This window comes from Pseudomonas sp. AGC41 (assembly GCF_057334555.1).
In genome coordinates this window covers 62,404-74,832 of sequence record NZ_JBHFJB010000020.1, presented here as the reverse complement: position 1 = coordinate 74,832, position 12,429 = coordinate 62,404, and the positions used below count along the sequence as shown (strand labels likewise).

10 protein-coding genes are annotated in these 12,429 nt (G+C 62.7%); 3 read left to right on the top strand and 7 right to left on the bottom strand.

The window, feature by feature from the left end:
• Window positions 1-155: 155 nt before the first annotated feature.
• From phaC to ACE04F_RS02555, 7 genes are all read right to left on the bottom strand, one after another.
• Window positions 156-1,835 carry a class II poly(R)-hydroxyalkanoic acid synthase gene (gene phaC, locus ACE04F_RS02585; protein ID WP_486104594.1) on the bottom strand — a complete coding sequence of 560 codons (1,680 nt, stop codon included), beginning with the start codon at window positions 1,833-1,835 and terminating at the stop codon, window positions 156-158.
• 277 nt (window positions 1,836-2,112) lie between these two features.
• The gene (locus ACE04F_RS02580; RefSeq protein WP_486104592.1) at window positions 2,113-2,490 is read right to left on the bottom strand and encodes a gamma-butyrobetaine hydroxylase family protein; all 378 of its coding nucleotides are present in this window, start codon (window positions 2,488-2,490) and stop codon (window positions 2,113-2,115) included.
• A gap of 74 nt (window positions 2,491-2,564) precedes the next feature.
• Window positions 2,565-3,902 (bottom strand): ATP-dependent protease ATPase subunit HslU, encoded by a 1,338-nt coding sequence (gene hslU, locus ACE04F_RS02575; RefSeq protein WP_486104590.1) that lies wholly within the window; start codon window positions 3,900-3,902, stop codon window positions 2,565-2,567.
• Window positions 3,903-3,945: 43 nt separating this feature from the next.
• Window positions 3,946-4,476 carry an ATP-dependent protease subunit HslV gene (gene hslV, locus ACE04F_RS02570; protein ID WP_003186641.1) on the bottom strand — a complete coding sequence of 177 codons (531 nt, stop codon included), beginning with the start codon at window positions 4,474-4,476 and terminating at the stop codon, window positions 3,946-3,948.
• A gap of 141 nt (window positions 4,477-4,617) precedes the next feature.
• The gene (locus ACE04F_RS02565; RefSeq protein WP_186639635.1) at window positions 4,618-5,313 is read right to left on the bottom strand and encodes an SPOR domain-containing protein; all 696 of its coding nucleotides are present in this window, start codon (window positions 5,311-5,313) and stop codon (window positions 4,618-4,620) included.
• 1 nt (window position 5,314) lies between these two features.
• Window positions 5,315-7,051, bottom strand: coding sequence for an arginine--tRNA ligase (gene argS, locus ACE04F_RS02560; RefSeq protein ID WP_305497358.1), 1,737 nt, complete (start codon window positions 7,049-7,051; stop codon window positions 5,315-5,317).
• 210 nt (window positions 7,052-7,261) lie between these two features.
• Entirely contained in the window at window positions 7,262-9,481 is a 2,220-nt protein-coding gene (locus tag ACE04F_RS02555; RefSeq protein ID WP_486104587.1) for a primosomal protein N', read from the bottom strand.
• Window positions 9,482-9,772: 291 nt separating this feature from the next.
• Between ACE04F_RS02555 and rpmE the strand changes: the two genes are divergently transcribed.
• The 3 genes from rpmE (at window position 9,773) to ACE04F_RS02540 (ending at window position 12,276) form a co-directional block, all read left to right on the top strand.
• A complete protein-coding gene (gene rpmE / locus ACE04F_RS02550; RefSeq protein WP_305497356.1) occupies window positions 9,773-9,997 on the top strand; it encodes a 50S ribosomal protein L31 in 225 nt (74 codons plus the stop codon).
• 41 nt (window positions 9,998-10,038) lie between these two features.
• Complete coding sequence (locus ACE04F_RS02545) at window positions 10,039-10,830, top strand: thermonuclease family protein (RefSeq protein ID WP_486104604.1); 792 nt, start codon at window positions 10,039-10,041, stop codon at window positions 10,828-10,830.
• 177 nt (window positions 10,831-11,007) lie between these two features.
• Complete coding sequence (locus ACE04F_RS02540; RefSeq protein WP_486104584.1) at window positions 11,008-12,276, top strand: malic enzyme-like NAD(P)-binding protein; 1,269 nt, start codon at window positions 11,008-11,010, stop codon at window positions 12,274-12,276.
• Window positions 12,277-12,429: the final 153 nt, after the last annotated feature.

Sequence of the window (12,429 nt, the reverse complement as noted above, 5' to 3'; positions counted from 1 at the left end):
ATGCAGCGGACCCGTCGCATGAGTATTCGCTCCCACATTGGATCTGTTGTGAACCTGAGTCTGTGTTCACCAACGCTGTGGGCCTTGCATTCAGTGTCGGCTGCCGGGGGGCATTCGTGAGCAAACCCAGTCCTGCAGCGGACGAACAGCATTCTTTACCGCTCATGCACATAAGTGCCCGGCGCCGCTTCCCCGGCCACATACGTCTTGTTGCCCAGCACGGTGGGGGCCTTCTTCAGCTTGCCCGAGCGTTCGGCCTGCCACGCCTGCCAGTGCAGCCACCAGGAATCGGTGTGCTTGGTGGAGTTTTCCATCCAGTCCTCGGCCTTGGCCGGCATGTCTTCGCTGGTCATGTAGCGTGACTTGGGATTGCCCGGCGGGTTGAGGATGCTCTGGATGTGACCGCTGCTCGACAGCACGAATTCAACCTTGCCGCCGAACAGCTGCGCCGATTTGTAGCAGGACTTCCACGGGGTGATGTGGTCGTTGGTGCCGGCCAGGGAAAAGATATCGGCGCTGACCTGCTTGAGGTCGATCGGCGTGCCGCACACCTCCAGTGCGTTGGGGCGGGTCAGCGGGTTGTTCTTGAACATCTCGATGAGGTCGCCATGGAACGCCGCCGGGAGTCGCGTGGTGTCGTTGTTCCAGAACAGGATGTCGAACACCGGCGGCTCGTTGCCCAGCAGGTAATTGTTCACCCAGTAGTTCCAGATCAGGTCATTGGGCCGCATCCAGGCGAAGACCTTGGCCATGTCGCGGCCTTCCAGCACGCCGGCCTGGTAGGAATGGCGCTTGGCCGTTTCCAGGGTCTGCTCGTCGACGAACAGCGCCACGTCGGTGTCCAGGGTGGTGTCCAACACACTGACCAACAGGGTCAGGGCATTGACCTTTTTCTCCCCCAGCGCGGCGTAGTGGCCGAGCAGGGCGGTGCAGGTGATGCCGCCCGAGCAGGCGCCCAGCATGTTCACGTCCTTGCTGCCGGTGATGGCCGTGACCACGTCCACCGCTTCCTTGAGCGCCTCTATGTAGGTCGACAGGCCCCATTCGCGCTGCGCCTTGGTGGGGTTGCGCCAGCTGATGATGAAAGTCTGCACGTTGCTGCGCAGGCAGAAGCGCGCCAGGCTCTTGTCCGGGCTGAGATCGAAGACGTAGAACTTGTTGATTTGCGGCGGCACCACCAGCAACGGTCGCTCATGGACCTGCTCGGTGATGGGGCGGTACTGGATCAGCTCCAGCACGTCATTGCGAAAGACTACCGAACCTTCGGTCACGCCCAGGCTCTTGCCGACTTCGAACGCACCCATGTCCACCTGGCTCGGCATCCCGCCGTTGTGCACCAGGTCCTTCGCCAGGTGGGACAGGCCATCGAGCAGGCTCTTGCCGCCGGTTTCGAAGAACCGCTTGACCGCCGCCGGGTTGGCCGCCGAATTGGTCGGGGCCATGGCTTCGGTCATCAGGTTGATCACGAAGTGCCCGCGGCTGATGTCCTGGGGCGAGAGGCTGCTGTCGTCGATCCAGGCGTGCAGCTCCTTGCGCCACGCCAGATAAGTTTGCAGATAACGTCTGTAGAGCGGGTTCTGGCTCCACGCCGGGTCGTTGAAACGACGGTCATCACTGGCGGGTTGCAACTCGGATTTGCCGAACAGGACTTTCCTCAGTTCCGCGCCGAAATGGGCGACGTGCTTGACGCTGTGCAGCGGTTGTTTGATGGTCTGGGTCAGCACCATCCGGGCAGAGGCCAGCAGGTCTTTCCTGCGCAAGCCGACAACGGGATTCAAGCCCAGGGTATTTTCCGAAGCTTGGTACTTCAACTCATCGTTGTTCTTGTTGCTCATCTACGACGCTCCATTGTCCTTCAGACGAGTACCGGGGACCGTGCCAGAAGCGCAAGGCCAATACCAGGTACGCTGCTCGGGGTGACCATTAATTCCGCATCGAGGGCAATGAGGAAACGTGTGCCAGGAACTCGCCGGTTCCTTTGCAGGGAACTTGCCAGCTCCATTGGTTACCCGAGTTTAATTTTTTTCGCAAGCAGGCCAGTCATTGACGTTGCCGCGCAGGCATTCAAGCAGATGAGTCTAGAAAATTCGCCCTAATGCGCCAGCCCTTGAGCTAGAGCATCAGCTTGACGACGGACGCATTCGGGTCGCGGGTTTTTCCGGCCGCCTTGAGTTCGGCGAGATAATCGTTCCACAGGTTTTCCTGGCGCACCGCCAACTGGTACAGGTACTCCCAGGTGAACAATCCGCTGTCGTGGCCGTCGTCGAAGGTCAGTTTCAGTGCGTATTGGCCGGCCGGTTCGACCTTGGTCAGGCCGACGCCGAGCTTGCCGTATTGCAGGATGGGTTTGCCGTGGCCCTGGACCTCGGCGGAAGGCGAGTGCACCCGCAGGAATTCCGCGGGCAGGTGATACTCCTCGTCCGGCGCGTATTTCAGCGTCAGGGTCTTGGAAGCTTTGTGCAGGTTGATGGCGGTGGGGAGTCTGGTCATAAAGGCAGCTTACAAGCTACAAGCTACAAGCTACAAGCTGGAGGTGACCCGCTTGCAGCTTGCAGCTTGCCGCTTTAAAGAATATACCGCGACAGGTCTTCGTTCTGCGCCAGCTCGCCCAGGTGGCTGTTGACGTACTCGGCGTCGATGATGATCGGCGCTTCGTTGTGGGCGCTGGCCAGGTCGCCGGCGCTGAACGAGACTTCCTCGAGCAGGCGTTCAAGCAGCGTGTGCAGGCGCCGGGCACCGATGTTCTCGGTCTTCTCGTTGACCTGCCAGGCGATCTGCGCCAGACGCTTGATGCCTTCCGGCGCGAACTCGATGTTCAGGCCTTCGGTCTTGAGTAGCGCGCAGTATTGTTCGGTCAGCGACGCATGGGGCTCGCTCAGGATGCGCTCGAAGTCTTCCGGCGACAGCGCCTTGAGTTCGACCCGGATCGGCAAGCGGCCTTGCAGCTCAGGCACCAGGTCGCTCGGCTTGCTCAGGTGGAACGCACCGGAGGCGATGAACAGGATGTGGTCGGTCTTGACCATGCCCAGCTTGGTATTCACCGTGCAGCCTTCGATCAACGGCAGCAGGTCGCGTTGCACGCCTTCGCGGGAAACGTCGGCGCCGCCGACATTGCCGCGCTTGGCGACCTTGTCGATTTCGTCGATGAACACGATGCCGTGCTGCTCCACCGCTTCCAGCGCCTTGGCCTTCAGCTCTTCTTCGTTGACCAGGCGACCCGCTTCTTCGTCACGCACCAGTTTCAGCGCTTCCTTGACCTTGAGCTTGCGGCTTTTCTTCTTGCCCTTGCCCATGTTGGCGAACAGGCTCTGCAACTGGTTGGTCATTTCTTCCATGCCCGGCGGCGCGGAAATGTCGACACCGGCCATTTCGGCCACTTCTATCTCGATCTCCTTGTCATCCAGTTGGCCTTCGCGCAGGCGTTTGCGGAACAACTGGCGGGTGTTGGAATCCTGGGTCGTGGCGGCGTCGGCGTTGAAGCCCATGCGCGCCGGTGGCAGCAGGGCATCAAGAATGCGCTCCTCGGCGGCGTCTTCGGCGCGATGACGAACCTTGGTGATTTCCTGTTCGCGCAGCAGCTTGATCGCGGCATCGGCCAGGTCACGAATGATCGACTCGACGTCGCGGCCCACGTAGCCGACTTCGGTGAACTTGGTGGCTTCGACCTTGATGAATGGCGCGTTGGCGAGCTTGGCCAGGCGCCGGGCGATCTCGGTCTTGCCGACACCGGTCGGGCCGATCATCAGGATGTTCTTGGGGGTCACTTCGACGCGCAGTTCTTCCGGCAGTTGCATCCGGCGCCAGCGGTTACGCAGGGCGATGGCAACGGCGCGCTTGGCATCGTCCTGGCCGATGATGTGGCGATTGAGTTCGTGGACGATTTCGCGGGGAGTCATGGACATAATAATTGGCGGTCCTCAAGCGGGAGTCTGGGCCTGGACGGGCTTACTCCGCGAGGTCCTGCTCCTCAATGGTCTGGGTGTGGTTGGTGAAGACGCAGATGTCGCCGGCGATGCCCAAGGCAGTCTCGACGATCTCGCGGGCCGACAGGTCGGTCTTTTTCAGCAGGGCGCTGGCGGCAGCCTGGGCGTAGGCGCCACCGGAACCCATGGCGATCAGGCCGTCTTCCGGTTCAACCACGTCGCCGTTGCCAGTGATGATCAAGGAAGCATCCTTGTTGGCCACCGCAAGCATGGCTTCGAGGCGGCTCAGGGAACGGTCGGTGCGCCATTCCTTGGCCAGCTCGACGGCCGCGCGGACCAGGTGACCCTGATGTTTCTCAAGTTGCCCTTCGAAACGCTCGAACAGGGTGAAGGCGTCGGCGGTGGCCCCGGCGAAACCGGCGATGACCTGGCCGTGATACAGGCGGCGGACTTTCTTCGCGTTGCCTTTCATCACGGTGTTGCCCAATGAAACCTGGCCGTCGCCGCCCATGACGACTTTGCCGTGACGGCGGACTGAAACGATGGTGGTCAAGGGAAGAGTCTCCACGCAGCGGGGCGAAAATGCCCGGATGGAACTCATATGGGGGTGGCGTGGGGTTTTTCAACTGCGGGGCGGGGGAGGGGATTAGTGGTCCTCGCCACAAGCCCCGCTGCCACAAATGCATCTTCAGAATCAGCGGCTTTGGCGTTGTTGTAACAACAGGTTGCTGAAACCGCTGCCGGCCAGCTGTTTCTGGGCCTTGGTCAGTTCTTCACGATTACTGAACGGCCCGACCAATACCCGATACCAGGTTTCGTCCTTCACGGTTCCGGACTCCACCGACACCGACTGGCCCAGCAAAATGATCTGCGCCCGGACCTTGTCGGCGTCGGCTTCCTTGCGGAACGAGCCGGCCTGCAGGAAGAACTTCGTCACCGGCGCGGCCTTCTGCACCGGTGGGGCGGGTGGCGGCGTAATGCCGGCCAGGGCGGCCTGGGCGCGGGCGGTGTCGATCTTCGCCGCTTCGGCTGGGGTCACCGGCGTGGTCGGCACCTGCGGCGTCGGCAGAGTCTTCTCCGGCACCGCATCGGGCGGCACGATCACTTCCGATTCCGGCAGCAAGGTATAGAAGTCGTATTTCGGCTTCACCGGTTGTGTCGGGCTCGGCGGGGTCTTGTTGGCCTCGGCGATCCGCGTGGCTTTCTGCTGCTCTTGCCGAACGCGCTTGACGTCATCGCCCTGGCCCGGTTCGAGCTTCATCAGGAAGACGATGAATGCGCCGACAGTCAGGCCGATCGCCATCCACAACCAGCCCGGAATCGGCTGTTTGGCCGGGGGCTGGTAACGACTGGCGCCGCGTTTGGGTGCAGGTTTTTTCTTCGCGGCCAAGTTACATGCGCTCCAGCGTTTCCAGGCCCAGCAGTTCCAGGCCTTGCTTGAGCGTGCGCCCGGTCAGCGCGGCGAGGCGCAGGCGGCTCTGCATTTGTGCCGGGGTCTCGGCGTTGAGGATCGGGCAGTTCTCGTAGAAGCTGGAAAACAGCCCGGCGACGTCGTACAGGTAGGCGCACAAGGTGTGCGGCGTGCCCTTGTCGGCCACGTTGTTCAGAACTTCACCGAACTGCGCCAGCCTGGCCGCCAGCTCCTGCTCGTGGGCGGCTTCGAGGACGATCTGGCCTTCGATTTCGTCGAAGCCCTTGCCGAGCTTGCGGAACACGCCCGCCACGCGGGTGTAGGCGTATAGCAGGTACGGTGCGGTATTGCCTTCGAAGTTGAGCATCAGGTCGAAGTTGAAGCTGTAGTCGCTGGTGCGGTGCTTCGACAGGTCGGCGTATTTCACCGCGTCGATGCCGACCACCTTGGCGATCTTGCGCAGTTCGTCTTCGGCCAGCTCCGGGTTCTTGCCCTTGACCAGGGTGTACGCTCGGTCCTGGGCTTCGGTGAGCAGGTCGATCAGCTTCACCGTGCCGCCATCGCGGGTCTTGAACGGGCGGCCATCGGCGCCGTTCATGGTGCCGAACCCCATGTGTTCCATTTCCATAGGGTGGGTCACGAAACCGGCCAGGCGGGCCACTTCGAACACCTGCTGGAAGTGCAGGGCCTGGCGCTGGTCGACGAAATACAGGACCCGATCGGCCTTCAGCACGCCGTTGCGATAACGCACGGCCGCCAGGTCAGTGGTGGCGTAGAGGTAGCCGCCGTCGGCCTTGACGATGATCACCGGCAGCGGCTCGCCATCGGCGGTCTTGAACTGGTCGAGGAACACGCACTGGGCGCCGTTGCTTTCCACCAGCATGCCCTTGGCCCGGAGGTCGTTGACCACGTTGATCAGATCGTCGTTGTAGGCGCTTTCGCCCATCACGTCGGCCATGCTCAGCTTGACGTTCAGCAGCTCGTAGATCTTCTGGCAGTGGGACAGCGAGATGTCCTTGAACTTTGTCCACAGCGCCAGGCACTCGGCATCGCCGGCCTGCAGCTTGACCACCAGGCCACGGGCGCGGTCGGCGAACTCGGGCGACTCGTCGAAACGTTGCTTGGCGGCGCGGTAGAAGTTTTCCAGGTCCGAGAGCTCGTCGCTGGTGATCGGGTTTTCCTGCAGGTAAGCCATCAGCATGCCGAACTGGGTGCCCCAGTCGCCGACGTGGTTCTGGCGGATCACCGTGTCACCGAGAAACTCCAGGACGCGCGCCACGCCATCGCCAATGATGGTCGAGCGCAGGTGGCCGACGTGCATTTCCTTGGCGAGGTTGGGGGCCGACAGGTCGACCACGGTGCGCTGCAACGGGCCCGCCTTGCGTACGCCGAGGCGCTCGTCGGCCAGGGCCGCGTCCAGCCGCGAAGCCAGCGCCTGGGTGTTCTGGAAGAAGTTGATGAACCCGGGGCCGGCGATTTCGGCCTTGGTGACGTTTTCGTCGGCCGGCAATGCGGCGATGATCTTTTCCGCCAGGTCGCGAGGTTTCATGCCGGCCGGTTTGGCGAGCATCATCGCGATGTTGCTGGCAAAGTCACCGTGGGTCTTGTCGCGGGTGTTCTCGACCTGAATCGCCGGCGACAGGCCTTCTGGCAGCACACCTTCAGTGACGAGTTGGGTGATGGCTTGCTGGATAAGCTGGCGGATGGTGTCTTTCATGGTCTTCTCTTTCAACCGCAGGCGCGGCGGCGCTTCGATGCGCTGGTGGAAAAACTGGGCATTATCCGTGGCGCGGGCGAGCTTGCCAACTGTAGCGGGTCGGGCGGGTATGTGCGGCGACCTTTCGGGCCTCTTCGCGAGCGGGCTCGCTCCCACACTGGAACGCGGTTCCCTGTGGGAGCGAGCCTGCTCGCGAAGGCGGCGCCTCGGTCAATACAAATCCACCGGATCCACATCCAGCGACCAGCGCACCGCGCGCCCGCTGGGCAATTGTTCCAATATCAGCAACCAGGCGCTCAACAAGCGATGCAGCGGTGCACGGGCATTGGCCTGTAATAAAAGCTGTGCGCGGTAACGTCCCGCTCGCCGTTCCATCGGAGCCGGTACCGGGCCCAATAGTTCGATCCCGCTGAGGCTCTGTTCCGCCAGCAGGCGCTCGGCCTCGCTGCACGCTTCATCCAGGAAGCCTTCGGCCTGTCCTGGCTTGTGGGCCTCGGCCCGCAGCAGCGCCAGGTGGGCGAACGGCGGCAGCCCGGCGGCGCGACGTTCGCTCAAGGCCTGCTCGGCGAAGGCGAAGTAGCCCTGCTCGGTCAATTGGATCAGCAGCGGGTGGTCGGCCAAGTGGGTCTGGATAATCACTTTGCCCGGCTCCTCGGCCCGTCCGGCGCGACCCGCGACCTGGACGATCAACTGCGCCATGCGCTCGCTCGCGCGAAAGTCACCGGAAAACAACCCGCCGTCGGCATCCAGGATCGATACCAGCGTCACGCGCGGGAAGTGGTGCCCCTTGGCGAGCATCTGCGTGCCCACCAGGATGCACGGCTGGCCCTTCTGGATCGTGGCGAACAGCTGATTCATCGCATCCTTGCGCGAGGTGCTGTCGCGATCCACCCGCAGCACCGGGTAATCGGGAAACAGGATGCCCAGGCGCTCTTCGGCGCGCTCGGTGCCGGCGCCTACCGGACGCAGGTCCACTTTCCCGCACTGCGGGCAGTGCCGCGGCACCCGCTCGGAGTGCCCGCAATGGTGGCAGCGCAGTTCGCCGTAGCGCTGATGCACGGTCATCCGCGCGTCGCAGCGCTCGCAGCCGGACATCCAGCCGCAGTCATGGCACAGCAGGGTCGGGGCGAAACCCCGGCGGTTGAGGAAGACCAGCACCTGCTGCCCAGCGGCCAGGGTCTGGCCGATGGCTTGCTGCATCGGTCCGGAAATGCCGCTGTCCAGCGGACGGCTTTTCACATCCAGGCGCAGGAAGCGCGGCTGCTTGGCGCCGCCGGCCCGTTCGTTGAGGCGTAGCAGCCCATAACGACCGGTGTAGGCGTTGTGCAGGCTTTCCAGGGAAGGCGTGGCCGAGCCGAGCACGATCGGGATGTTTTCCTGGCGCGCCCGTACCAGCGCCAGGTCACGGGCGTGGTAGCGCAGGCCCTCCTGCTGTTTATAGGAGCCGTCGTGTTCTTCATCGATGATGATCAGGCCGGGGTTTTTCATCGGCGTGAACAGCGCCGAGCGGGTGCCGATGATGATGTCGGCCTCGCCGTCGCGCGCGGCGAGCCAGGCTTCCAGGCGCTCGCGGTCGTTGACCGCCGAATGCACCAGGGCAATACGCGCATTGAAGCGCTGTTCGAAGCGCGCCAGGGTCTGTGGGCCGAGGTTGATTTCCGGAATCAGCACCAAGGCCTGCTTGCCGGCTTCAAGGGTCTGGCGGATCAATTGCAGATAGACCTCGGTCTTGCCGCTGCCGGTGACGCCTGCCAGCAGAAAGGCGTGATAGCTGTCGAAACCCGCGCGAATCGCCTCGCAAGCGGCCCGCTGTTCGGCGTTGAGCGGCAGTTCCGGCTGGGCCAGCCAATGTTCGTGACGTGCGTCAGGGGCATGCCGGCGAACTTCTACCTGAACGAGATTCTTGGCCAGCAGCAGGTCGAGGCTGTCCTTGCTGAGCATCAACTTGCTCAACAGCTGGTGCGCCACCCCATGAGGATGCTGGGCCAGGGTCGTCAGGGCCTCGCGTTGGCGCGGTGCGCGGGCGATGCGCGGGTCATCCAGCGAAGCGCCCGGCGCCACCGACCAGAACCGCTCCTGGCGTGCCTCGGCCGGCTCGCCCTGGCGCAACAGTACCGGCAGTGCCCAGCTCAGGGTGTCGCCCAGGCTGTGCTGATAATACTGGGCGGTCCACAGGCACAGTTTGAACAGCGCCGCAGGCAATGGCGGCGTGGCGTCGAGCAGGGCCAGGGCCGGCTTGAGCTTGTCGACCGGCACTTCGCTCTGATCGGTGACTTCCACCAGGATCCCGATCATTTCGCGCCGGCCGAACGGCACCCGCAGGCGCATGCCCGGCTGCAACTGGGCGCGTGATACCCCGGCCGGGGCACGGTAATCGAACAGGCGGCGCAAGGGTGATGGCAGGGCGAGGCGCAGGATGGCGTCGGGCACGCGGGAGGGTCTCGATAGACAAGCTAATTCAGAAAACCTGGCACGATCCTTGTGGGAGCGAGCCTGCTCGCGAAAGCGGAGTGTCAGGCAATACTCATGCGACGGGTCCGCTGCATTCGCGAGCAGGCTCGCTCCCACAGAGAGCTTGCGCATGAGGCGGGGAGCCTAGCAGACGGTTGGTACAAGTTGTAGCTTGCGTGATCGATGTTGTCTGGTAGAATCCGCGGCCTAATTACGTGCGGTATTCAACAATAGTGTTGGGTGGCGGCACGCTAGCCTGAGGAAAACACCATGAAAACCGATATCCATCCAGACTATCCAGTTGTGGCCGTAACCTGCAGCTGCGGCAACAAGTTCGAAACCCGTTCGACCTACGGCAAAGCCCTGGCGATCGACGTTTGCAACGAATGCCACCCGTTCTACACCGGTAAGCAAAAGACTCTGGATACCGGCGGCCGCGTTCAGAAGTTCGCCGATCGTTTCGGTGCTTTCGGCAAAGTTACTCCAAAAGCCTGAGGCTGATCGTCTTGGAAAGTCGTTCCGGCTATTCCAGGTTGATGAAAAAGGCGTCCCTAGCGGGCGCCTTTTTTGTGTCTGCGATTTGGCTCTCTGGCGCCCAGGCGACGTGCCCGTCTCCGGCTGGGCTGCCCGAAGTGGCTGTGCAGCGCGTGGTGGACGGCGACACTTTGTCCCTTGAGGATGGTCGTCGCATCCGCATGATTGGCCTCAACAGCCCGGAGCTGGGAAAGCGCGGGCGTGCCGACGAGCCGTTTGCCGTAACGGCGCGCCAGCGGCTCGAGTCCTTGGTGGCGGCCAGTGCCGGCCGGGTCAGGGTGTTGCCCGGCAAGGACGACCGGGACGACTACGGGCGCACGCTGGCCCATGTCTATGACCAGCAGGGCCGGAACCTGGAAGAGCAGTTGATTGCCGAGGGGCTGGGTTTCCTGGTCGCGGTCGCGCCGAATGTCGACCTGGTCGAATGCCAGCAGGCGGCGGAGCGTAAGGCGCGGCAAGCCGGCCTGGGGGTATGGAAGAAGTCACCCGTCGTGCGCGCGGAGCAGATCAAGGCGCCCGGTTTTGCGCTGGTCAGCGGCCGCGTAGAGAGTGTGCAACGCAATCGCGGCGGGATCTGGATCGAGCTGCAAGGCTCGGTTGTCCTGCATATTGCGGCCAATTGGCAGCGCAGCTTTGACGCTTCGATGCTCAAGGGCCTGGAAGGCCGGACCATCGAAGCCCGTGGTTGGGTTGTCGATCGTTCTCGGCGCGGTGCGGCCAAGCCCGGGCAGGAGCGGTGGATGTTGCCTCTGACTGATCCGGCAATGTTTGAGGCGGTGCTCAGGCGGAAATAATTGTAGACATTTCTACCTGTTATTGTATCCATGAAGCCCTTGTGTTTACTGGCTCTTGGCCCAAAGTCGTAGGGCAGGGCGCTTGACAGGAGTGACTGGTCAGTCTTGTAGGGACTTTGCGAGGCGCGTATCCTCGGCGGTCCGTCTGTCCAACACAGTAAAAAGCGGAATGCCCACATGTCTGATCTGAAAACTGCCGCTCTCGAATATCACGCTAATCCTCGTCCAGGAAAGCTGAGTGTCGAGCTCACCAAGGCCACCGCCACTGCCCGCGACCTGTCGCTGGCCTACAGCCCCGGCGTAGCCGAGCCAGTACGCGAAATCGCTCGCGATCCTGAGCTGGCCTACAAATACACCGGCAAGGGCAACCTGGTTGCAGTCATTTCCGATGGCACCGCGATTCTCGGCCTGGGTAACCTCGGCCCACTGGCGTCCAAGCCGGTCATGGAAGGCAAGGGCGTGCTGTTCAAGCGCTTCGCCGGTATCGACGTGTTCGACATCGAAGTCGACTCCGAAAGCCCGCAAGCCTTCATCGACACCGTCAAACGCATCTCCATCACTTTCGGCGGCATCAACCTGGAAGACATCAAGGCACCTGAGTGCTTCGAGATCGAGCGCGCCCTGATCGAACAGTGCGACATTCCGGTTTTCCACGATGACCAGCACGGCACCGCGATCGTGACCGCAGCCGGCATGATCAACGCCCTGGAAATTGCCGGCAAGACCCTGCCGGAAGCCAAGATCGTCTGCCTGGGCGCCGGCGCCGCGGCCATCTCCTGCATGAAGTTGCTGGTGAGCATGGGCGCCAAAATTGAAAACATTTTCATGGTCGACCGTACCGGCGTGATCCACTCCGGCCGTGACGACCTGAACCAGTACAAGGCCGTGTTCGCCCACGCGACCGACAAGCGCTCCCTGGCGGACGCACTGGACGGCGCCGATGTCTTCGTCGGCCTGTCGGGTCCGAACCTGCTGAGCCCGGAAAACCTGCTGCGCATGGCACCGAACCCGATCGTGTTCGCCTGCTCGAACCCGGATCCGGAAATCTCCCCGGAACTGGCTCACGCCACCCGCAGCGACGTGATCATGGCCACCGGCCGTTCGGACTATCCGAACCAGGTCAACAACGTACTGGGCTTCCCGTTCATCTTCCGTGGTGCCCTGGACGTTCGCGCCAAGCGCATCAACGAAGAAATGAAAGTCGCCGCCGCCAACGCCCTGCGCGAACTGGCCAAGCTGCCGGTGCCTCAGGAAGTGTGCGATGCCTACGGCGGCATCAAACTGGAATTCGGTCGTGAGTACATCATTCCCAAGCCAATGGACGTCCGCCTGATCACCCTGATCTCCGACGCCGTGGCCAAGGCCGCGATCGAGACTGGCGTGGCCACCCTGCCGTATCCGAAGAACTACCCGCTCAAGAGCGTGGATGACGTGTTCAACGGCTAAGCCGTTGTAGCGCTTCAACAAAAAGCCCCGGCTCGTGTGAGCCGGGGCTTTTTTGTGCGTGCGGGTTTTGTATGACCACCATCAACCCCTGTGGGAGCGAGCTTGCACGCGAAGGCGTCAGCCCAGGCAACCCAAGACCTGTGGCGAGGGAGC